We start from the raw sequence: 21,660 nt of genomic DNA, 5'->3' as shown, positions 1-21,660 counted from the left end.
GGCGGCGGAGGCGTGGGTGTTCAGGTTGTCCCAGACGCACACGATCGGGCCGTCGAGTTGTTGGTGGGCGGCATCGAGCAGGGCGATGTAGTCGCGTTCGCTGAAGCTGCGGCGCTCGTTCTTGCGGCCCCGGTGCACGATCGTCCGGTAGATGAACCGCGACCGCTGGCCGGGCCGGTAACAGGTCAACCCGGCGATCGAGACGCGGCCGGAGCCCTTGCCCGACACCGGGACCACGGGGGTGTGCCCGCGTCGTCCCCAGGTACGTGCCTTCGGTGGGCGCAACGTCTGGCCAGCCTCATCCTCGAAGACCAGCCACGCCTGCCGCTGCGCCGCTACCGTTTTCCCGCCGGCCACGTCTCCCGCCGCCACGTGACGATCGCCGCTTCGTCACGTTCGACCGCACGATGCGCGGGGACCTGCACCGACCAGCCCAGCCGGTACATGATGTTCGCCGTCCCGCGCAGCGTGTACCGGGTGCGGAACATCCGAGCGATCAGGTCCGACACCCGGGCCAGGGTCCACCGCTGATCGACGCCGAAGCCGTGCGCCGCCGGGCCCTGCTCCAGGGCGTCGGCCAGCCGCCGCAACCGGCCCTCATCCAGCCGACACCGAGACCCACCCGGCCCCTTCGACGCGAGGGCCTGCTCACCACCGGCCCGCCACCGTTGACGCCAGCCGTACACCGCGGTCTGCGACACCCGCAGCCGACGCGCGACCTCCGGCACCGACACGTCCTGGGCGAACCACCCCGCCGCCTGCCGTCGTACCGCCTCACGCTTCGCCCGCCCCCGCGCGGACAACCCACCTCCATCGGGATACCTCATCCCAACGATCTAACCCAGCCCCAAGCCGTCATACAGACCACATCGGACGAACCTGGCCATTCAAGATCTGTAGTCGTATCACCCTCAGCGCAGCCTGCACCAGCGACAACACATAGCATCTCGGCGATAGGTGTGGAGAGTCTTCCACCGCGTGGCTGCGCAGGTGAGCGTCGCGCGGAAGGCTTCGTCCATCGCCGGTGCCGCTGATCCAGCTCACCGCGCCCGGGTTGTCACCGCGCCGGGCGGATGCTGGGCGACGCCTCGGTATGGCCGTCGGACTCACGCGGCGCGTCCAGCCTCTCCGACTCTTCACAGCAATGCCATCCCACCGCCATCTGCATCGATAATGGTGAGTGGCTTGTTGTCGTTGATCTGGAGGCATGAGATGACACGACCGACCACGAAGACGCCTGGGCCCGCACGAACCCGTGTGCGCGCCGTAACGCTGATACTCGCCACGCTCGTCGGTGCGCTTCTCTCGACCACCAGCGCGGAAACCGCGGAGGCGACGCCACCGGGGATCCCCTCGAAGGCGACCGCGCAGTCGCAGCTCAACGCCCTCACCGTCGCCAACGAGGGTTCCACCAGCGGCTACTCCCGCGACCTGTTCCCCCACTGGATCACCATCAGCGGCAGCTGCGACACCCGCGAGCAGGTCCTCAAGCGCGACGGCACCTCGGTCGTCGTCAACTCTTCCTGCCAGGCCACATCAGGCCGCTGGTACAGCCCTTACGACGGAGCGACCTGGACCGCCGCATCGGACGTCGACATCGACCACGTGGTCCCCCTTGCCGAGGCGTGGCGCTCCGGCGCGAACTCCTGGACGACCAGCCGCCGGCAGAGCTTCGCCAACGACCTGTCCCACCCGCAACTGATCGCGGTGACCGACAACGTCAACCAGTCCAAAGGCGATCAGGACCCGTCGACATGGCAACCATCGCTGTCGTCGTACCGCTGCACCTACAGCAAGATGTGGATCAGCGTGAAGTACGCCTGGGGCCTGCGGCTGCAATCGTCGGAGAAGTCCGCCCTGCAAAGCATGCTCAATACCTGCTCGTCCTGAACCAGCCCAACATCTTGGCGTCGGCAACCCCCCGAGCGGGGCTGCCGACGCCAAGAGAATGCCCGCAGCTCACGCCCAGTCACGCCTGCAGACCGTTCGGGTCCGCAAAGGGAATTCGGACCAGGCCCGGAGGGGGTGTGTGCACGTTCATCGAGGCGGAGAAGGCATGGCGGGACGGAGCGGCAACGTTGCTGACGCGGTGGTCCCACACGCTCGGCCCGGTGATCGTCGAGTGGATCACCTAGCCTTGCGCAAGGCTGCCCTGCCGGCTGGTGCGCCGTCACCCCGCGCGGGCTCGTATCGGCGCGTCTTGTCGCGCCCAGTTGTGGCGTGGCGTTAGGACTGCTTCCTTGGTCTCGACGTCAAGGTCGAGGATGTCCAGCTCTGCGGCGTCTCCGAGTTTCAGGAGGGTCATGATCCGGGTGATCACCGACCGGCGTACCGCGCGTCGTTGCGGGGTGCTGTCGTGTGCGCGTAGGTGATCACGCATCTGTTGCCACGCGTCGGGTTCGACGGTGCGGGGGGCAAGGTTGTTGCCTCTGGCCAGGAATCGTCGCCAGCGTCGTCGGGGTTGGGTCTCGGCGGCGGCGATGTCCGTGACGACCTGCTGCAGGAGCCGCATCTGCTTCTCAACCTCTGCGCGTTGTCGCGCGAGGTCGTTGACCTCGTGGCGGGCGGCGTCGATGATCACCCTGACATCGGCGCGGGCCTGGCGCAGCAGGAAGGCTGCCTGACGGCGGGCGCCGCTGATGATCTCGTCGGCTTCCTCGATGCCGGCGGCCTGCGCCACGGCTGGGCAGCAGTCGAATGCCAGCGGGGTAAGAGGCGCCGGGTCACCGGCGTCGTGGGTGCGATAGCCGGCCTTCGCGCCGGCCTGGTACCAGCGTCGAGCCCGCGTCAGGTTCTCGTCGGGTGCCGACGGGGTGTCGATGCTGGTATTGGCAGTGACGACGGAGCGGTACTCGAGCAGCATCGCCAGGCGTACCGCGGCGTCGGCGACGTCGCGGGCGGCGGCGATGTGTAGCCAGTGCTCGGCCTGGTCCCGCCGTCCGTGAATCTGGTAGTGCACGCCGAGTAGGTAGGCGGCAGTGCCGAGTTCGGCGTCGGCGATGGTGTCGTCCATCTGTCGGCGCTGAAGCGGGTCGGCCGCGCGCTGCGCGTGCAGGTGCAGGACCCGACGGGCCTCTACGGAGGTGTTGCGGGTCGATCGGGGGCCGAGGCAGGTGTCTACCGCATGTTTCAGGTCGTCTGCGATGCTCACGCGCTTTTCCCTCCTTCGGTGTCGGCCCTGGCGCCGGTTAGTCGCCCGGCCAGCCGCTCCTGCAGGGTGCGCAGCCCGCGGGCCTTGTGGGTCTTGAGTGCCGACACGCTGATGCCGAGGATCTCCGCAGCGGCGGACTGGTCGAGATCACATAGTTCGGTCAGCACCACGACCTCCCGTTGTCGCGTGGGCAGCCGACGTAGCGCGGCGAGGAGATCCAGTTGCTGGTCCAGGTCGCGAGCGGGGCCAGCGGGCAGGTCGTCTGCCTCCTAGCGCTGTTCCAGCGAATCCATCTGTACCGGTATAGCGACTCGGCGGGCAAGTTGTTGGCGGGCCAGCCGGTACATGAGGATCTCCGGTCGGGTGTAGCGGCCCCAGTAGTGGCGCACCAAGATCATGACTTCCTGCACGACGTCTTCTGCGGCATGCCTGTCGCCGGTCCAGGCCGCCACCGCCTTGAACAGCTTCCCTCGCCACGCTGTGTAGAAGGAGATGAACTGCTCGTTCGCCTCATCGCTGGTCACCGTCCGCATCCCGCGCCCGCGCCACCGGCAACCAGACGGATCTGATCCGGACGCTGAAGCCCCTGGCATGACCTGCGCCAGTCGTGGCGGGCAACGAGACGGGCACACTGCTTCGAACTGTGCATGCCGCCGCACCGCGGTGTACCACGCACGGACATCCTCCTCGGGGACGTGAACGACGTGAATCGTCGCTACCCAGAAGAGGCTCACAATCAGTGGCAAGGTCTACACCGCCTGACAAATCGTGACCTTGCTGTGACAGAATGCGATGATCTTGAGCTGCAGCCCCGAAGCCACTGGTGCCCACCGGCAAAGGCTCGCGGCTCGGAGGGCTTCCGACCGGGGCGTTGCGAATGCCCGAACCTCTCATGGTGCAGGTAAACCGGACTCGCCCTCAAGAGAACGTATAGAGGAAGCCAGCCACGTCGGTTGAGACGGCCCGAACCGTTGACAAACCTTGACTCGGCACCATCCAAAGGCGGCACCTCGGCCGAGCAGGGTGCGGGCAAGCCGATCACCAGGGAAGCCCAGCGATACCAGGATCTCCAGCATCGGTGTTGATGTTGGTCCAGCCGAGTCCGGTCTTCGCGACCTGGAAGGCTTCTTCGATCTTCCAGCTGCGGCCGTCCTACCCTGGCGCTGGTGAAGGTCCGTCAGCGCAAGAAGCTCACCGCTCGTCTGATGGCGTCGCTGCTGCGGGACGATCTCCCCGCGATGCTCGCGTTGTTGCGCACGGGAGCAGACCCCAACGCGGCAGACCGTGATGGCACCACGCCCCTCTACCTGGCCGCACTGCACAACAATCCGGTGGCGGTACGGATCCTCTTCGACGCCAGCGCGGACCCGAACGTCGAGAGCGGACGCGGCGACGAGGGGACACCCCTGACGGGAGCCGCCGCTTGGGGGCACGCCGATATCGTCCGCGAACTCCTCACCCACGGCGCAGATCCGAACCTCCGCGAAGACCACGGCACCGGCCTGTCGCCCCTCGAATGGGCCGCCCGAGGCGGTCACACCGAGACAGAGGCATTACTCAAAGCCGCAGGCGCGACACCACCGCAGACACCAAGCGAGTAGCGACGGACCCGCTCTCGTCCCAGGCCCTTCGGATGCCATGGCTACACCCGCTACCGACACAGGAGCGGCGACATAAGCGTGGACCCAGTTGGGGAGGGCTCCAGTCCGAGCTGGCCTTTGGCCGGCGGCGTGACGTTGGCCGTCAGGGAACTCGAAATCCCAGCCAGCAAGGGAACTCACACGACAGCTACCCTGGCTCAACAGTCTCCATGCTCCATGGAGCAAAGCTCGATCACCAGAACAAGCCCGACCGAACAGAACGCAAGCGCGGCACTCCCGTACCAGCCCGCCAGCGGCGGACATCAACGCCCATCAGGGCCCGGAACTTGACAACTCAAGCAGCCCCGGCGCTACCAAGGTTCGGAACCCTCGGCGAGCACGGCCCCAGCGAGGGGTTCCCAACCAGCAAAAGCGCAGAAAAGGGGTACAACGGGGCACTGATCAGGGAAAAGCAGATCACTGCAGGGCCATTCCTGCTGTTCAAGAAGGGGTTTCACCGGCCGCGCCGGCCGGTCTCCGTTGCAGCCTCGCGGGTGTGGGCAACCACGTCGATTGCATCGGTGGTTTCACCGGCCGCGCCGGCCGGTCTCCGTTGCAGCCCTACGACACCTCCATCGGGATCGACAGCTCCGGGGGTTTCACCGGCCGCGCCGGCCGGTCTCCGTTGCAGCGCCACGGTCATCAACGAGCGGTACGGCGACATCCGCGGTTTCACCGGCCGCGCCGGCCGGTCTCCGTTGCAGCACCCCAGCCCCGCCGCCCGCGCCACCCGCGTCCTGGTTTCACCGGCCGCGCCGGCCGGTCTCCGTTGCAGCGCGGAGATCGACGAGGTCAATCGAGAGCAGGACGAGAGAGGTTTCACCGGCCGCGCCGGCCGGTCTCCATTGGCATCGCCCCGACGATCAGCGCGATCGCGCCGGCCAGCACGTTTCACCGGCCGCGCCGGCCGGTCTCCGTTGCAGCCTCCCAACCGGCCGGCGGGACTCCCACGGAGAAGACGGCGTCTCACCGGCCGCGCCGGCCGGTCTCCGTTGCAGCTCCGTGGTGGATCCGGCAAGCGCGGCGGCGGGGGCCGGTTTCACCGGCCGCGCCGGCCGGTCTCCGTTGCAGCCGCATGACCCCGGTGTCCTACTGGGAGCCGACCGCCCAGGTTTCACCGGCCGCGCCGGCCGGTCTCCGTTGCAGCCCGAGTGCGCCCTGCGGCTTGTCCTTGTCGGGGCCGATGTTTCACCGGCCGCGCCGGCCGGTCTCCGTTGCAGCCGGGCGTACGGGCCGATCCGCCGAGACGAGCGCGACCTGTTTCACCGGCCGCGCAGGCCGGTCTCCGTTGCAGCGTCGAGACCTGCGACGCGCTGCGCGACCTGGCCGCGTTTCACCGGCCGCGCAGGCCGGTCTCCGTTGCAGCATGGGCGAGCACGCCGAGCTGGACGCCCGCACCTACGAGGGTTTCACCGGCCGCGCAGGCCGGTCTCCGTTGCAGCGCCAACGCACGCTGATACCGCAGAGACGGGCGCTGGTTTCACCGGCCGCGCAGGCCGGTCTCCGTTGCAGCCCGTAGGCCGCGTTGCCCTTGGTTTCGGCGATGTAGTCGTTTCACCGGCCGCGCAGGCCGGTCTCCGTTGCAGCATGATCGGCTCGGACATCTCGTAGGCGACCGCGCCGCCGTTTCACCGGCCGCGCCGGCCGGTCTCCGTTGCAGCGGCGTGGCCGGGGATGAGTCGGGACCGATAACCGTCACGTCTCACCGGCCGCGCCGGCCGGTCTCTGTTGCAGCCAGCGGGCCACGGCCATCCACCAGGCCATCGCCACGCAGTCTCACCGGCCGCGCCGGCCGGTCTCCGTTGCAGCCTGGAGGCCGCGACGTGGGTCACGGTCGGAATGATCATGTCTCACCGTCCGCGCCGGGCGGTCTCCGTTGCAGCTACGCCGGGCAGGTCCCGACCGCCGAGAAGCTGCTCGCGTTTCACCGGCCGCACAGGCCGGTCTCCGTTGTAGCCAGATCACCGGTCTCGGCCTGTACCTGTTCTACACGGTTCCACTGGTCCTCGCCCAGCACTGTGGCCGGGCACATTGGACCCAGGTCGCAAGAGCGGAAATCAGATGCGTGGACCACGCGACCGTCACCGCCGATGATCGCCTGGGTGACACCCCGACCCCCGCTCGCCACCCTGCGTCCGCCCAGGTCAACGGCGACCGACCACCCAGGGAACGCACCGCGAAGTACAGCGACATCCAGCACGTCCACCCCGCCAGACAAGATCCACGACACCGACCACACTGGACAGCAGCCCCACTCGGACGCACCGACGCCCCGACCATGATCCAGACCAGCCGACACGCAAACGCACTGGTCAGCACGGACCGATACGAACCCCCGCCGACCAGCACACCGACAACGGAGCACCATCGGAGCACCAGATTCCAAATCCTGGGAAGATCCGTCCCAGCTTGCGAAAGCGATCAAGGCCGTGACCCGCGTTTCCGCTGGTCACGGCCTTGATCGTGAAGTGCGCCCGAAGGGACTCGAACCCCTAACCTTCTGATCCGTAGTCAGATGCTCTATCCGTTGAGCTACGGGCGCTTGCTGCTCGGCCAGTCTACACACCGGCTTTCGCGCGGAGACTCCGGGATTCGAACCCGGGAGGGGCTTTAAGACCCCAACCGCATTAGCAGTGCGGCGCCATAGACCAGACTAGGCGAAGTCTCCCAGGTGGCCCGTAGACCACCGCGCCCGAGGATACAGGCCCGCCCCCTTCCGGGGCAAAGCGACTATCCCAGCGCGGCTGGCCGAACCGGGGAGGACCGCCCGGTTCGAGGCGGGCAGGTGCGTCCCATCCAGGCGTTTCCCCGCTGTGCGGCATCCGGATCAGGGCTAGGCTCCATCGACATGGAGGAGCAGCCGCCGAGCGACCCATCCCGCCGCGAGCCTGGTGAGGGCCCGCGACGACGCCGTTCCCCGAAGGCGAACTTCGTGCCGCCGGTCGGTCCCGATTCCGTGCCGCCCTTGGCCGAGGAGCCGGCCCCGAGAGCTCCTCGGCTCCGGCCACGGCGGCCGGGGGCGGCGCCTGGGGTGCTCTTCCAGCCGCCCGCACCCGGCCAGCCGGCATCGTCACCGCTGGGCCGGGGACCGGTTTCGGCCCAGCCGGCCCCGGTGTCCCCTGCGGCATCGGAGCCGACCGAGGGCCAGCGACGTGATCAGAGGCACGTGGGCGCCGGGGAGGCACCGGCCGGCCCCACCGAGGTGAAACCGGCCGGGCAGTTCGCCACAGGGGGCGTACCCGCCGGGGAACCCGAGACCGGTCCCACCGCCGAGGCACCCGAACCGAGCGCCGACTCCAGGGCCGGCACCGAGGCTGAGACCGAGAAGAAGCCTGACAGGTATGAGACGCCTGAGCCGGACCTCACCGCCATCAGCCCGCTCCCTCGGGCACGGGCTCCCCGGAAGGCCCCTGCCCGGAAGGCGACGCCAGGCAGGGAGGCCGCGCCGAGCAGGACAGCCCCGCGTAAGAGCGAGCCGCGGCGGGCCACGCCGGCAAAGAGCCGACCGGAGGGGGAAACCACCGGGGAAACCACCCCGGCCGGGCCGGTGCCCCTGCCCGTGCCGCCGACCCGCCCGGGCCCTGGCCCGGAGGCGGACGCCGGGGCAGGTGGCCGGGTGCCGGGGACGGCGTCGGCGCGTACCTCCGATGATGGCCTGCGGGCCACGGCCGAGCGGGTGCTCGACCACCCGGACTTCGCTCCGGAACTGCTCGCTCTCGCCGCCGTGCGGACGCTCGGGCCGCGCGCGGGCGACTGGGCCGCGTGGCACCGTGCCGCCTACCCCGGCGCGACGCCGGACGGGTTGGCCCGGCTCGCGGCCCGGCGGTTCGTCCGGTTGGCCGGGGCTGGTGGGGCCGTGGCGACGCTGGCGGGCCTGTTCGCGCCGGTCGTGGAGCTGACGACGGTGTTGTGGACGCAGGCCAACCTGGTGCTGCACGTGGCGGCGGCGTACGGGCGGGACCCTGCCGATCCGGAACGGGCGGTGGAGTTGCTGGCGCTGACCCGGGTGTGGCCCGACGCGCCGAGCGCCCGGGCGGCCCTGGACGCGGCGGAACGGGTGACAGCGGAACGGATGGCGACCGGTCCGACCGGGCAGCCCTGGCCGCAGGCGGCGAAGGCGGCCTGGCGGTTGGCCGCGCCGCTGACCGGTCGGGCCGGCGGGTGGTTGGGGCTGCGGGTGGCGTCCCGGCTGCTGCCGGGTGCGGTGGTGCTGACCGCCGCGGCGGGCGACTCGGCCGCCGCCGAGCGGCTGGCGGCCCGGGCGGTCGCCGCCTACCGCCCGGCCCGGATCTCGGCCCCGGCCCCGGCCCCGACCTCGCCCCTGGGCCCGGTCAGAGCCAGCTGAACCAGGCTTTCGGCAGGAGCGCGTAGCCGACGAAGGCGACCACGTCGAGCAGGGTGTGCGCGACGATCAGCGGCATCACCCGCCTGGTGCGCAGGTAGAACAGGCCGAACACGACGCCCATCACGGCGTTGCCGACGAACGCGCCGAAGCCCTGGTAGAGGTGGTAGGAGCCGCGCAGCACGGCGCTCGCCGCGAGCACCGCGCCGAGCCGCCACTGGAGCTGGCCCAGCCGGGTGACCAGGTATCCGACGACGATCACCTCCTCCAGCACGGCGTTCTGCACGGCGGCGAGGATCAGCACCGGCACGGCCCACCAGACGTCCGGCAGGCCGGCGGGGACGAGGGTGGCGTTGACGCCGAGCTGGGCGGCGGCCCAGAACAGCGCGAGGCCGGGCAGGCCGATGAGCGCCGCAAGGCCCGCGCCCCGGGCCAGGTCGGAGCCGGGCCGGCGCAGGTCCACCCCGAGGGTACGGGCGGGGTCGCCGGGGTCGCGCGCCAGCAGGTGCACGGCGAGCAGCACCGGCAGCAGCGCGAAGACGATGCCGAGCAGTTGGTAGGTCAGGTCGAGCCAGGGGCGGGCCGACTGGGAGGTGTTCAGCGCGGCGGTCTGCTTCGACAGCGGCCCGTCGGCGGTCAGCTTCGCGATGATCGACACGAGCGCGTAGACGGCCGACTGCCCGAGCGACAGCCCGAGCACCAGCAGCGTCTCCGTGCCGAGGACCCGGCGGGACACCGGGCGGGTGAGCTCCTCAACGGTCACCGCACCACTGTGCCCGACCGCCCGGCCGGGCGGACACGGGCCGGGCAGTCGGTGTGAGCTGATCGCACATTCTGTGCGATCAGCGGGCACGCTCCGTGGACATTCTATGGGTGCCCGATCGCCGTCAGCCCGATCCGCCGTCAGGAGGAGCGCCCCCGTGGACCATGTCGCGCGGTTGCTGAAGGAGAGCTGGACCCTGGTCGAGGAGGACCGGGACCGGCTGAGCGGTCACTTCTACGCCCGGCTCTTTCTCCTCGACCCCGCGCTGCGGCAGCTCTTCCCGGTCGAGATGACCGGCCAGGGTGACCGCATCCTGGACGCGATCGTCACCGCGACCCAGGTGATGGACGATCCGGAGAGCTTCGACGACTATCTTCGCTCCCTCGGCCGGGACCACCGGAAATACCACGTCGACGCGGCGCACTACGAGACGATGGGTGTCGCGCTGCTGGACGCGCTGCGCAGCACCGCCGGCGACGGCTGGAACCTGGAGTACGACCAGGCGTGGCGGGACTCGTACGGGGCGATCTCGGCGAAGATGCTGGCCGGGGCGGCGGCGGACGACAATCCGCCGTTCTGGCACGCGGAGGTGCTGACCCACGAGCGGCACGGGCAGGACACCGCCGTGTTGACCGTGCGCGCCCTCCAGCATCCGCTGCCGTGGCGGGCCGGCCAGTACGTCAGCGTCGAGGCGCCCCGCCACCTGCCCCGGGTGTGGCGGACGTACTCGGTGGCGAACGCCCCGAACGACGACAACGTGCTGGAGTTCCACATCCGTACGCCGCCGGGGGCGGGCTGGGTCTCCGGGGCGCTGGTGCGCCGTACGAAGCCGGGTGACCTGCTGCGGGTCGCCGCGCCGATGGGGTCGATGGTCCTGGACCGCGCCTCCGAGCGGGACGTGCTCTGCGTCGCCGGCGGGGTGGGGCTGGCCCCGGTCAAGGCGCTGGTGGAGGAGCTGACCGGCTGGAACCGGACCCGCTGGGTGCACATCTTCTACGGTGCCCGGCACGCCGCCGACCTGTACGGGCTGGCCGGGCTCCGCGATCTGGTGGAGGCCCACCCCTGGCTGTCGGTGACGCCGGCGTGCAGCGACGACCCGGACTTCGACGGCGAGCGGGGTGACATCTCCGACGTGATCACCCGCTACGGCCCGTGGACCACCCACGACTGCTATGTCTCGGGCTCGGCCCGGATGGTCCGGTCGACGCTACGGGCCCTCGCCGAGGACGAGGTCCCGCCACCGAACATCCGGTACGACACCTTCGGCGACCTGTAGACCGACCGGCAGCCGCCGTTCCCCCGCCAGCCGGCGAGTTGGACCGCCGGCTGGCGGCGAAAGGCATTCCTTCCCCCGAGACTTTCCTCCCCCCGAAAAAGGACCGGGTCGCGTGCCTCCGCCCCCTGGGGCACGCGACCCGGTCCTGCCTCCCGGCTGAGGACCTCCCGGCTCAGGACCTCCCGGCTCAGGACATCCTCGGCTCAGTAGCGCCAGGGGGTGCCGGTCTCGCGGTATTCCTCGACGGGCACCAGCGGCACGCCGGGCGTCATCCGGTCGACGTACAGGCGGCCTTCCAGGTGGTCGATCTCGTGCGCCACGAGGCGGGCCATGGCGAACTCGAACGAGGTGATGAGGCGGGTGCCGTCCCATTGGGCGTGTTCCACGTCGATGCGCAGCGGCCGGGGCACCAGCCCGCGGTGGTCGAAGAAGGAGAGGCAGCCCTCGTACTGCTCGTCGGTGTCCGGGGACGAGTCGACGACCCGGGGGTTGAGCAGCACCACCGGCTCGGCGGCCCGGTCGGGCGGGCGCACGACGGCGGCGGCCCAGGCGAGCCCGAGCTGCGGGGCGGCGATGCCGACCCCCTTGCTGAACGGGTGCAGCTCGTCGAGGCGGACCAGCGCCGAGCCGAGCCGCTCCACGACCTCCCGGGCGATCCCCTCTTCGGCGGGCAGGTCGAACTGGCGGCTGGGCTGGCGGAGCAGGTCCGCGCCGCGCTGGACGATGCCGAGCCCACGCATCCGGTCGCTGGCCCGCACCCGGGCGACGCCGGCCGGGCCGCCCGGGTCGGAGTCGGGCGGGCGGCTGCGGAACCGCCACTGCAGCCGGTATCGGGCGTTGAGCGGCGGGTCCTCCGTCGCCCAGTCGAAGACGGCCCGGTCGGCGCGGTCCTGTCGGACGACGGGGCGGCGCAGCGGCCCCTCCTCCGCCGAGAGCGAGGTTTCCAGCCCCCAGACCTGCGGGTCGAGCTCCACGGGCAGGTCCAGCCGCACCGCCAGGTGCCGGGTGGGCAGGCGTACGGCGCGCTGGAACCAGGGGCCCCACTTCTCGCGGCCGACCTGGTACGCGTACTCGATGGTGACCCGGTCGCCGGGGTAGAGCGGGAACCGGCCCTCGTCGTTCTCGAAGAGCAGCCAGATCTCCTTGAACGCGTCCCGGTCGTGCTTGGCCCGCCAGTGCATCGGCTCGGGCTGCCCACCGTCGTCCCGGTGCGCCCGCAGTTGCAGCTCGGCGAAGGTGAGCGGGTGCTCCCGGTGGTGCCGGTTGGACCGGCCGGGATCGTTGGGGTACCGGTCGACGGCGACCCGGACCAGGTAGCGGGTGACCGGTTCGGTGCCGGCGTTGTAGAGCTCCCGACGGATGAGGCAGTGGTAGGCGTCGCCGGTGTAGGTGAGGACGGCCTGTTCGCGTTCGACGATCAGCCCGGTGCCCGGGGGCATCCACTGGCCGGGGGCGGGGTGTTCCCGGGCCTGGGTGGCGGAGCGGCCGTGCCGCAGCTCGTCGTATTCCCGGAAGCGCTGCCAGATCGCGCCGCTGGCCTCCAGGACGGCCTCCGCCCGGCGGGCGAAGTCCTCGGTGGGTCGGTGCCGGCGCCCCTCGACGTGGCTGACGTAGGACGGGTCGAAGCCCATCAGCGTGGCCAACTGCTTCTTGGACAGCCCCCGCTCGGTCCGGTGCCGGGCAAGTTCGGCCGCGAAGGACTCGGCGGCCCGCTCGATGGGAGAGGTCGTCATCAGCTTCCTCAACGCCGGGGAGTATCAGTTTCACGTTCCGTACGTGAACGCGCACAGAAATGGCATCTTGCCGACACTCGCCTTGACATTTCACCCATGAACGTCAATGATTTCGCAGCTCTGCCACTCGCCCCGCATTTCCGCCGGCCCGGGCGGCCCGGGCCGCCCGCGTTTCCGCCGCCCCGGGCCGGGTAGTAGCGGCGCACGACCCACCTGGTCGACGGGGCCGTCGGAGTGACCAGAGCCTCCCGACCACAGTCAGGTGAGGCTATCCTCATCTCGACCCGTTGGTTAGGCTAGCCTTAGTTCACTGGCCGGGAGCGTCCGGCGGGCGACCAGAGTCGGGGAGATCAGGTGACAGCCGTGATGCCCACGCGGGAGACCGCGACGCCGCTCGCCCCGGTCACCGCCACCCTGCGCGCCATGTTCGGCACCGACGACCTGCCCGGCCTCGCCCCGGGGCTGCTCGTGGCCGACGACCGGTTCGGCTGGGCCCCGGCCACCACCCTCGTCGATGGCAGTCGACTGCCCGAGTTGCTCGCCGCCGCCGCGCTGCGCTGGGGCGGCACCCCGCACGCCTGCGCCGCCCTGGCCTGGAAGTCGTACAGCTACTGGGCGGCCCTGCCGGCCGTCCTCGGCTGGACGGCGGCCCGCCGGGTGCCGCTGCTCGACCCCGCCGACGTGCTGATCCACTTCGAGGACCACCGCCCGCTCGTCACCATCGGGCTGCGCCGGTCGACCACCGTCGCGGTGCTCCCCGGTGACCCGCTGGCCGTGGCCGGGCTCCCCGGGGTCCGGGTCGTCGCCGACGAGGCCGCGCTGCTGGCCGCGCTCCGCGCCTCGCTGCTCGACGCCCACCTCGCCCCGCTGGTCGCCGCCATCCAGGCAGAGGTCCGCATCGGCGCCCGTACGCTGCTCGGCTCCGTCGCCTCCGGTATCGCGCACGGCGTGCTACGGGCGGCCGACGCGCTGCCCGGCCCCGCGACCCGGCACGTGGAGACGCTGCTCGGCGCGCTCGACCTGGCGGACCTGGTCGAGCTGGCGCCCGGCCCGGCCGGCGAGCCGACCGTCCAGCGCCGCACCTGCTGCCTCGCGTTCACGCTGCCCCGCCCGAAGGTCTGCCAGGGCTGCTGCCTCCGCTCGGCCTGACCCCTCCGGCAGCCCGCGCCGACGCACCGGCCCGCGCCGCGCTGCGGCGAGCTCAGCTCGTCAGCGGGCGGACGTCCCACACCCAGGCCCCGCCGGTGTACGTGGGGCGGATGCCGGTCAACTCGGTCATGCCCCGGCGCAGCGCGTCGGCGTGCTCGTGCGGACCGAGCACCACCACCCCCGCCCGCCAGTACCGCAGGTCGTCCACGGCGTTCACCCGGGTCAGCGGGGTGACCGGAGGCACCTGACCGGTGCGCCGGATGGTGATGAAGTAACTGCTGGTGGGGCGGGGCGGGGCGGTGAACAGGGCGATCCGCCCCTCCGGCGCCCGGGGGCGGGTGTCCGGCCCGAGGAAGTAGCCGCGCGCCAGCGGCAGGTCCAGCCCGGTGGCCGCCGACCAGCGCAGCGGGTCCGGGTAGTCGGTGTCGGGCAGCGGCAGGGTCACCACACTGCGCCCGCCGGAAACGTACGGACGCCAGGCGCCGGAGGTGACGAACGCCGGCACCGGGTCGAGGCGGGCCGAGGGCAGCGGGGTGGGGAACGCGGGGAGCAGCGCCATGGTCAGCACGGTGGCGGTGGCGAAGCGGATCTGCGGCCGGGCGGCGGGGTGCTCCCGGGCGAGCCGGCGGGCGCGGTCCGCGCCGAGCGCGAGCAGCACCCCGACGATCGGTACGGTCGCCAGCGCCCACCGGGTCGGCACCACGGAGTGCAGGATCGGCAGGTCCTCCAGCGCGGCCCAGGGGCCGGCGATCCCGGTCGCCCGGCCCTCGAACTGGATCTCGCGGCCCAGCGAGAGCACGGCGAAGAGGAGGCCGACGGCCGCGAGGCCGAGCACCACGGGGTTGCGGCGCAGCCACCACACGAGCGCGCCCACCAGCACCACCAGCGGCCAGCCGAAGAAGCCGTTCTCCTCGGTCGGGTTCTTCACCAGCTTTCGGTTGGCCTCCGGGTCCCCCGCGACCGACTCCCGGGCGAACGCCGTGAACGCGGCCAGGTCGGTGCGGTAGCCGCGGATCAGCCGGGACAGCCCCTCGTACGCGCCAGGGCCGAAGAACTGCACGTAGATCGGGTAGGCCAGCAGGACGCCGGAGAGGGCGGCGGCGACCGCGAGTCCGGCGAGGAACGGTCGGGCCTGCCGGCGCAGGCCGGCCCGGCCCAGGGCGAGCGCGACGACCACGACGCCGAGCCCGATCGCGGTCATCAGCAGGATCTCCAGGTTGATGAACGCCTGCCAGACGATGACGAGGCCGAGCAGTACGCCGTTGCGCAGCCACCGGCCCCCGTCCGGCAGCCGCAGGGTGCGCCAGACGATGAGCGGCACCACGAACTGACTGACGATGTTGGGGTGGGCGTTTGCGTGCGACACCATCGCGGGGGCGAAGGCGCAGAAGCCGGCCCCGAGCCAGGCCGGCCCCCGGGCTCCGATCAGCACGCGGGAAAGCACGAAATACCAGGCGGTCGCGGTGGCGATCATGCCGCCGGTGAGAAAGACCAGGAATGCGGTACGCGGCCCGAACAGGACGGTGATCGGCGTCATTGGCAATGAAATGGACAATACGGATGTATTGGCCATCAGATTCACGCCGTCCGGCACGTTCATCCGGTCCGAGCCGAACGGATATGCAAAATCGGTCACCACGCGCGCCCCGTGCGCCAGCATCCATTCGAAGAGCGCCTGATCGGATCGGTTGTCCCGCACCCCGTGCGCCGGGTGCAACCAGAACCGCAGGGTCACCCAGAGGGCGATCAGCGCGAAGCTGAGCACCGCGGCGACATCCGTCCACCGCCCCCGGCGGGCCGCTGCGGCACCGGCCCGCCCCTCGTCGGGCGCGCCCTGCACCGGGGAGCCGGCCCCGCCGCCCCCGACCCCGCCACCCGGGCGGTTCGATTGAGGAGTAGTCATGACAATTCGTAGAGTAGTCAGGGTATGGCACTGACGTGACATGTTTCGGTGGACTGGCGTACTATGTGCCGGGTTCGCCGACCGCCGATCTCGTGCCCACCCCCGACCGCAATTCGGCCACCACGGTGCCCCGATTTCCCCGCCGTCCGCTTCGGATGGTTCACTCTGTCGGTCCCGGGGCAGGTCGAGTCACACCGTGAGGAATCGACGTATGGCAGATATCACTGGGGATCAGCGAGTCCAGTCCGAGGTCCTTGAAGGGCTCGCGACGGCGGTCAACCACCGCAGGTGGTTCGTCGAATTGGCCGTCCCGCACCTCGGTGACAACCCTATCGAGATCGGCAGCGGGCTGGGCGACTACGCCCTGGAGTGGTCGGCGCACCTCCCCCGCTTCACGGCCACCGAAGCCGACCCGGACCGGCTGATCGCGCTGAAGGAGCGCCTCGCCGAGCAGCCGACCATCGAGGTGCGGCAGATGCTGCTGCCGCACACCGAGCGCGGGGACTACACCGCCGCCGTCTCGTACAACGTGCTGGAGCACATCGAGGACCACGTGGGCGCGCTGCGCAGCATGCGCGACCTGGTCCGGCCCGGCGGCAACGTCATCATCATCGTGCCGGCGTTCGAGTTCGCGATGAGCCCGGCGGACATCGCCACCGGCCACGTCCGGCGGTACACGAAGAAGACCCTGGCCGCCGCGATGACCGAGGCCGGCCTGACGGTGGAGAAGATCCACTACGCGAACGCGCTCGGCCTGATCGGCTACTTCATGGCGACCAAGGTCTTCCGGCTGATGCCGAAGGAAGGGCCGATGGTCAAGGTCTACGACACCCTGGTCCTCCCCGCCACCAAGGCCGCCGAGCAGCTGGTCCGCCCCCCGTTCGGCCAGTCCGTCTTCGCGGTGGCCCGAGTCCCCGCCTGACCCCCACCCCGTTCTGCGGCGATCTTGCACTTAGGGCCCCGGCAAAGCGGGCAAAAGGCGTGAACAGTGGGCCCCAAGTGCAAGATCGCGGAAGCGGGTGGGTCCCGGGTCAGTCCTTGACCTGGTACGTCGGGCGGATCACCGCCCGGGCCAGGGTGTGGAAGGCCAGGTTGAAGCCGACGTACGCGCAGCTCGCCCCCGCGCCCACGTCGAGGCGCTCGACGTCGACGGCGTGCACGGCGAAGACGTACCGGTGCGGGCGGTCACCCGCAGGCGGGGCGGCCCCACCGAAGCCGGTGTCGCCGTAGTCGTTGCGGACGCTGAACGCGCCGCCCAGGTCGGCCTCCTTGACGCCCCGGGGCAGCTCGGTCACCAAGGCGGGCACGTCGACCAGCACCCAGTGCCAGAAGCCGCTGCCGGTCGGCGCGTCCGGGTCGAGGCAGGTGACCACGAAGCTCTTCGTCTCGGCGGGGAAGCCCGACCAGGCGAGGTGGGGCGAGACGTTCTCGCCGCCGACGCTGCCGTGGGCGTACCGGGCGTCCATCGGCTCGCCATTGTGCACGTCTTCGCTGGTCAGGGCGAACGACGCAACGGTGGGCAGCAGCTCGTACGGGTCCGGGGCGATCGGTCGTTCCAGGGACATCGGGGATGGTCCTTCCGGTGAGCGCGGTTCTTCTGCGCCCCTTCTTACCCCGATGCCCAGGGTCAATCGGTCATCGGCACGCAGGTGATCGCCGCGCCGGCCCGCCGTTCGTCGCCGCCGCCTGTCCCCGCCGGTCGCCGGCCAGGGGACGGTGGCCGTCGGCGCGCGCCCGGCTCAGGGACGGTAGGAGGTGATCGACAGGGTCCGGGTCGCGGTCGTCCCGTTCGAGTCGATCACCTTGACGGTGATGCTGGTGGTGGTGGCGCGCGTCGGGACGCCGACGATCCGGCCGGTCCGCTGGTGGAAGGTCAGCCCAGGTGGCAGCCAGCCACTCACCTTCCGCCACCGGTACGGCCCCTCGCCGCCGACCGCGGTCAGGCTCGCCGCGTACCAACGGTTGACCCGGGCCGGCGCCAGCGACTCGTTGCTGATCATCAACTCCGGGGCCGGGGTGGTGAAAGCCAGCTCCGCGCCGGTCGTGGTGCCGGCGGCGTCGGTGGCGCTCAGTCGGAAGTGGTAGCGGGTGCCGGGTGCCAGGCCGGTCAGCTCCGCCTGGACCAGTTGCGCGCCAGTGCCGGTGACCTCCCGGGCCGGCGTCGTTTCGCCGTACGACGGTGTCGTGCCGTACTCGAAGGTGTAGGTCGTCGTCGCGCCCCCCGGAACCACCACGCCGTTGAGCGTGGCGCCCGTGCGGGTCAGATCGCTGGCCGGGGCGGTGAGCCCGGCCGCGCAGCGCCGCGAGTCGGTGGTGGCGATCGCCTCCTGGCCGTCGACGGACCAGTGAATGGCCGGGAAGGCGTTGGCGTTGAAGATCGCGGCGAACACCCGGGGGTAGTAGCCCCCGTTGAAGATGGTCGGCTGGCCCTGGTACCCGAGGCCCGGGACGATCTGGTTCGCGTCGCCGAACTCCAGCATCCGCTGGGCGTCGCTCTCGTAGCCGAAGTAGACGAGGTAGATGCCCGCCGCCGCCTCCGGCTTCGGCTGGATGCAGTCCACGAACGGTCGCAGCGGGGGCACCGCGGCGGAGGCGTCCGGCACCGCCACCAGGCCGACCAGCCCGGTTCCCACCACGACCCCCAGGACGGATGCGAGGTGGCGCAGGCGGGCCGCGCGGGTTCGGTGGGAGGAAGTCTGGTGTTGGTCGGCGGCTAGAGCCATGGGGTCCTCCTGGAGCGGTGTCCTGCGTGGTGACGGGGACGCGCCCGTCCCTGGGACGGACTATCGCGGTCCACGGTCGGCGAAACCATGAAGTAACGCCGGCAGTTTCCGCTGCCGGGGGACCGCCGCAACCGGCGGTTAGGCCGGATATACCCTGATCAGCCGCAGTCGAAGTCCAGGCACACGGCCTCAGCCCAGGCGGCGGTCCAGCTCGTGCGCCTCAGGCAGGCCCAGATCGTCGAAGATCTGCCGCGCGGCGCTCCAGTGCCGCCTCGCCTCCTCCGAGGCGCCGGCAGCCAGGGCGATGTCGCCGAGCAGCGCCGTCGTCCGGGCCCGCCAGACGGGTACGCCGGCTGCCTCGTAGAGGCCAAGCGCCGTGCGGGTGTGCCGCGCGGCCTGGGCCGGCTCGCCGAGCGCGAGCAGCAGCGCCCCGAGGGCCTGGGAGACGAAGGCGAGCCCGTCCGGCAGCCCCAACTCGGTGAACATCTCCTCGGCCTGGACGAGCAGGCGGCGGGCCTCGGGCAGTTCCCCCCGCTTCGCGCGCAGATCCCCGAGGGTGGCCACCACCTGTGCGGTCAGGCGCCGATCGGCGGTACGCTCGGCGGCGGCCAGCGCGTCCGCGAGCGCTGTGGCACCGGCGGCCAGGTCCCCGGCGGCGAGGTGGGTCAGCCCGGCGCCCAGCAGTGCCTGGGCCACCCCGCGCTGGTCGCCCCTGGGCTGGTCGCCGACCGCCTGGAAGATGACCAGCGCCTGGTCGAACCGGCGCAGCGCCTCGTCGTAGTCACCCCGGGTCCGGTCCACGATGGCCGCCTGCACCAACGCGTGTGCCGTACCGGCGGGCACCCCGGCGGCGGTGAACAGCTCGGCGGCGGCGGTGAGCCGTTCCGCGGCCGCATCGAGTCTGCCGGCGCTGCGTTCGTTCGAGCCGAGCAGCAGCCACGCATTGGCCTGCCCGGCGGCGTCACCGATCGAGCGGAACAGCGCCAACGCCTGTGTCAGCAGCTCGTCGGCCCGGTCGAACCGCTGGTGTACGACGTGCCACTCGGCCAGCCGCTGCGCCATCCGGGCCGTGCCGGGCGTGTCCGCCAGCTCCCGGCACCGCCGCCAGGTGCGCTCGACGAGACCCCGCCACTCGTCGAAATGGCCCCGGGTGGCCCAGAAGTCGACCATCGCGTCCGCGATGATGACCGCCGCCGGGGTGAATCCGGTGTCGAGCGCCTGCCCGAGGGCGGCGACCAGGGCCGGGCGGGTCGAGTCGAACCACTCCAACGGGTCGGCGACGGCGGCCGGATCGGCGGCACCCTCGGCGGGATGCGCGGCACCGTCGGCGGGATGGTCGGTGGCGGGGTCGAGCGCCACCGCACCGTACAACCGCAGCGAGCCGCCGGGCATGTGCCGGCTGGCCAGATCCGCCATCACCGCGTGCGCCCCGATACCGCGCCGTACCGCCGCCGCGCGGGTCGCCTCGTCCAGTTCGGCCGCCGCGCGCTCCCGCCCGTACGCGCGGATCAGGTCGTGGAACCGATACCCGGTCCGGCCGCCCCCCACCGGCACCTCGTCGAGCAGGCTCGCCCGGACCAGTGCGTCGAGACCGGCCGCCGGCAGCGGGGCAGCAGACCCGGCCGGTCCCGGATCGCCGTGCGGGGGGACTGGCCCTGGACCGCCGTGCAGCATCGCCGTAGCCGCCCAGCCGGTGATGGTCGGCGCGTCGAGCAGCGTCAGCAGCCGCAGCATACGGCGGTCGTCGGCGGTGAGCAGATCCTCGCTGAGCGCGATGCTCGCACGGACCCCGAGGTCACCGGCGGTCAGCTCGTCGAGACGCCGCGACTCCACCGCCAACTGGGCGCAGACCGCACCGATCGCGGCGTCGGGCTGCACCGCCAGGCGGGCGCCGACGACGCGGATCGCCAGCGGCAGGTGACCGCAGCGCTGGGTGACCTCCCGGGCCGACTCCGTCTCGTCGCCTACCCGAGCCGGCCCGGCGATCGCCCGCAACATCGTCAGCGACTCCTCGGGGGCGAGCACCGGCACGGCGACGAAGCGCGCCCCGGCCAGCCCGGCAAGCGGGTGCCGGCTGGTGACCAGCAAGGCGCTGCCCGCGGTGCCGGGCAACACCGCGCGCACCTGGGCCTCGGTCGCGGCGTCGTCGCAGACGATCAGGACCCGCCGGTCGGCCAGCACGGAGCGGAGCAGGCCGATCCGCTCCGCCGTTTCGTCGGGCAGGTCCCGCCCGGAGACGCCGAAGGCGCGCAGCACGGTGGCGGTCAGCGCCGGAACCGGTGCCGGTCCGGTGGCGGCGACACCACCGAGGTCGGCGAAGACCTGCCCGTCAGGGAAGTGGTGCCGGACCTGGTGGGCGAGGTGGACGGCGAGCGTGCTCTTGCCGACGCCCGGCGGCCCGGAGAAGGCGTAGACGACCGGGGTGGCGCCGGCCGGCTCACCGCGGACGTTGCCGGCTCCGGTCAGCTCCCCGCAAACCTCCGCGATGAGCGCGGTTCGGCCGACGAAGTCCGGTGTGTCCATGGGCAGCTGTGCCGGCCGGATCGGGTCCGTCCCACCGGTTCGGGTCGCCGACCGCGCGGCGGCGTGGAATTCCTCGGCCGTCACTGCGCGCAGGCCGAACGCGGCGGCCAGGCGGGAGATCGTCTCCCGGCGCGGCCGGGCCACCCGGTTCCGCTCCAGATCGCTGACCGCCCGTACGCTGAGCCCGGTGCGCTCGGCCAGTTCCTCCTGGGTCAGCCTGGCGGCGGTCCGCAGCTGGCTGACCAACTCGCCGAACCTGCCCCGCTCCTGCTGCGCCGGCACGCGTACATGCTAATGCCCAAGGTCAGGTGATGATCCGCCGATCGAATGCCCTCTTGAGAGGGCGTTCCTGTTGGTGATGGTGCGGAGGGTGTGGGATTCGAACCCACGAAGACATCGCTGCCTTACCGGTTTTCAAGACCAGCGCCATCGGCCACTAGGCGAACCCTCCCGGGCC

Annotated in this window: 16 protein-coding genes, 3 tRNA genes, 1 pseudogene and 1 CRISPR repeat array; of the genes and pseudogenes, 6 read left to right on the top strand and 14 right to left on the bottom strand. The window is 71.4% G+C overall.

What is annotated here, in order from left to right:
• Positions 1-3: 3 nt before the first annotated feature.
• Positions 4-357 (bottom strand): annotated as a pseudogene (locus tag ACFT41_RS03050) (hypothetical protein); the annotation flags it as partial.
• The gene (locus ACFT41_RS03045) at positions 336-803 is read right to left on the bottom strand and encodes a winged helix-turn-helix domain-containing protein (protein WP_377585833.1); all 468 of its coding nucleotides are present in this window, start codon (positions 801-803) and stop codon (positions 336-338) included. The pseudogene ACFT41_RS03050 and the gene ACFT41_RS03045, both read right to left, overlap by 22 nt.
• Positions 804-1,212: 409 nt before the next feature.
• Between ACFT41_RS03045 and ACFT41_RS03040 the strand changes: the two genes are divergently transcribed.
• Positions 1,213-1,890: a DUF1524 domain-containing protein gene (locus tag ACFT41_RS03040; RefSeq protein WP_377585830.1), complete on the top strand. Its 678-nt coding sequence runs from the start codon at positions 1,213-1,215 to the stop codon at positions 1,888-1,890.
• A 280-nt stretch (positions 1,891-2,170) separates the two neighbouring features.
• On the opposite strand, the gene ACFT41_RS03035 is transcribed toward ACFT41_RS03040, so the two are convergent.
• Genes ACFT41_RS03035 through ACFT41_RS03025 form a run of 3 tightly spaced genes read right to left on the bottom strand, consistent with a single transcriptional unit; the run spans position 2,171 to position 3,675 of the window.
• Positions 2,171-3,151, bottom strand: coding sequence for a hypothetical protein (locus tag ACFT41_RS03035; RefSeq protein WP_377585827.1), 981 nt, complete (start codon positions 3,149-3,151; stop codon positions 2,171-2,173).
• Positions 3,148-3,372: an RNA polymerase sigma factor gene (locus ACFT41_RS03030; RefSeq protein WP_377585845.1), complete on the bottom strand. Its 225-nt coding sequence runs from the start codon at positions 3,370-3,372 to the stop codon at positions 3,148-3,150. Before ACFT41_RS03030 ends, ACFT41_RS03035 begins: the two co-directional genes overlap by 4 nt.
• A gap of 48 nt (positions 3,373-3,420) precedes the next feature.
• Positions 3,421-3,675 carry a hypothetical protein gene (locus ACFT41_RS03025; RefSeq protein WP_377585825.1) on the bottom strand — a complete coding sequence of 85 codons (255 nt, stop codon included), beginning with the start codon at positions 3,673-3,675 and terminating at the stop codon, positions 3,421-3,423.
• 642 nt (positions 3,676-4,317) lie between these two features.
• Here ACFT41_RS03025 and ACFT41_RS03020 point away from each other — a divergent pair.
• Complete coding sequence (locus tag ACFT41_RS03020; RefSeq protein ID WP_377585821.1) at positions 4,318-4,752, top strand: ankyrin repeat domain-containing protein; 435 nt, start codon at positions 4,318-4,320, stop codon at positions 4,750-4,752.
• 493 nt (positions 4,753-5,245) lie between these two features.
• A CRISPR array of direct repeats spans positions 5,246-6,748; the repeat unit is 24 nt; unit sequence TCACCGGCCGCGCCGGCCGGTCTC.
• 512 nt (positions 6,749-7,260) lie between these two features.
• On the opposite strand, the gene ACFT41_RS03015 is transcribed toward ACFT41_RS03020, so the two are convergent.
• Together ACFT41_RS03015 and ACFT41_RS03010 are read right to left on the bottom strand one after the other, a co-directional pair.
• A tRNA-Arg gene (locus ACFT41_RS03015) sits at positions 7,261-7,333 on the bottom strand.
• A 35-nt stretch (positions 7,334-7,368) separates the two neighbouring features.
• Positions 7,369-7,459, bottom strand: a tRNA-Ser gene (locus tag ACFT41_RS03010).
• Positions 7,460-8,407: 948 nt separating this feature from the next.
• Between ACFT41_RS03010 and ACFT41_RS03005 the strand changes: the two genes are divergently transcribed.
• Positions 8,408-9,136, top strand: coding sequence for a hypothetical protein (locus ACFT41_RS03005; protein WP_377585818.1), 729 nt, complete (start codon positions 8,408-8,410; stop codon positions 9,134-9,136).
• On the opposite strand, the gene ACFT41_RS03000 is transcribed toward ACFT41_RS03005, so the two are convergent.
• Positions 9,123-9,896: a CPBP family intramembrane glutamic endopeptidase gene (locus tag ACFT41_RS03000; RefSeq protein ID WP_377585815.1), complete on the bottom strand. Its 774-nt coding sequence runs from the start codon at positions 9,894-9,896 to the stop codon at positions 9,123-9,125. The genes ACFT41_RS03005 and ACFT41_RS03000 overlap by 14 nt on opposite strands.
• 157 nt (positions 9,897-10,053) lie before the next feature.
• Between ACFT41_RS03000 and ACFT41_RS02995 the strand changes: the two genes are divergently transcribed.
• Positions 10,054-11,172, top strand: a complete 1,119-nt coding sequence (locus ACFT41_RS02995; protein WP_377585813.1) for a globin domain-containing protein — start codon at positions 10,054-10,056, stop codon at positions 11,170-11,172.
• A 203-nt stretch (positions 11,173-11,375) separates the two neighbouring features.
• Here the strand turns inward: ACFT41_RS02995 and ACFT41_RS02990 are convergent, their stop codons facing one another.
• Positions 11,376-12,905, bottom strand: a complete 1,530-nt coding sequence (locus tag ACFT41_RS02990) for a peptide deformylase (protein ID WP_377585810.1) — start codon at positions 12,903-12,905, stop codon at positions 11,376-11,378.
• Between the two features lie 366 nt (positions 12,906-13,271).
• Here ACFT41_RS02990 and ACFT41_RS02985 point away from each other — a divergent pair, with 366 nt between their 5' ends.
• Positions 13,272-14,054 (top strand): IucA/IucC family C-terminal-domain containing protein, encoded by a 783-nt coding sequence (locus ACFT41_RS02985; protein ID WP_377585842.1) that lies wholly within the window; start codon positions 13,272-13,274, stop codon positions 14,052-14,054.
• A gap of 52 nt (positions 14,055-14,106) precedes the next feature.
• On the opposite strand, the gene ACFT41_RS02980 is transcribed toward ACFT41_RS02985, so the two are convergent.
• The gene (locus tag ACFT41_RS02980) at positions 14,107-15,957 is read right to left on the bottom strand and encodes a hypothetical protein (protein WP_377585807.1); all 1,851 of its coding nucleotides are present in this window, start codon (positions 15,955-15,957) and stop codon (positions 14,107-14,109) included.
• A gap of 211 nt (positions 15,958-16,168) precedes the next feature.
• Here ACFT41_RS02980 and ACFT41_RS02975 point away from each other — a divergent pair, with 211 nt between their 5' ends.
• Positions 16,169-16,879 (top strand): class I SAM-dependent methyltransferase, encoded by a 711-nt coding sequence (locus tag ACFT41_RS02975; RefSeq protein WP_377585804.1) that lies wholly within the window; start codon positions 16,169-16,171, stop codon positions 16,877-16,879.
• Between the two features lie 109 nt (positions 16,880-16,988).
• Here ACFT41_RS02975 and ACFT41_RS02970 read toward each other — a convergent pair whose 3' ends face one another.
• The 4 genes from ACFT41_RS02970 to ACFT41_RS02955 form a co-directional block, all read right to left on the bottom strand.
• A complete protein-coding gene (locus tag ACFT41_RS02970) occupies positions 16,989-17,522 on the bottom strand; it encodes a YbhB/YbcL family Raf kinase inhibitor-like protein (protein WP_377585801.1) in 534 nt (177 codons plus the stop codon).
• Between the two features lie 174 nt (positions 17,523-17,696).
• Positions 17,697-18,593 carry a putative Ig domain-containing protein gene (locus tag ACFT41_RS02965; protein ID WP_377585798.1) on the bottom strand — a complete coding sequence of 299 codons (897 nt, stop codon included), beginning with the start codon at positions 18,591-18,593 and terminating at the stop codon, positions 17,697-17,699.
• 276 nt (positions 18,594-18,869) lie between these two features.
• Positions 18,870-21,485: an ATP-binding protein gene (locus ACFT41_RS02960; RefSeq protein WP_377585795.1), complete on the bottom strand. Its 2,616-nt coding sequence runs from the start codon at positions 21,483-21,485 to the stop codon at positions 18,870-18,872.
• An 82-nt stretch (positions 21,486-21,567) separates the two neighbouring features.
• Positions 21,568-21,654, bottom strand: a tRNA-Ser gene (locus ACFT41_RS02955).
• Positions 21,655-21,660 lie beyond the last annotated feature (6 nt).

The organism is Micromonospora sp. NPDC057141 (genome assembly GCF_042670805.1).
GTDB lineage: Bacteria > Actinomycetota > Actinomycetes > Mycobacteriales > Micromonosporaceae > Micromonospora.
This window is presented reverse-complemented; position numbering and strand designations above follow the sequence as displayed.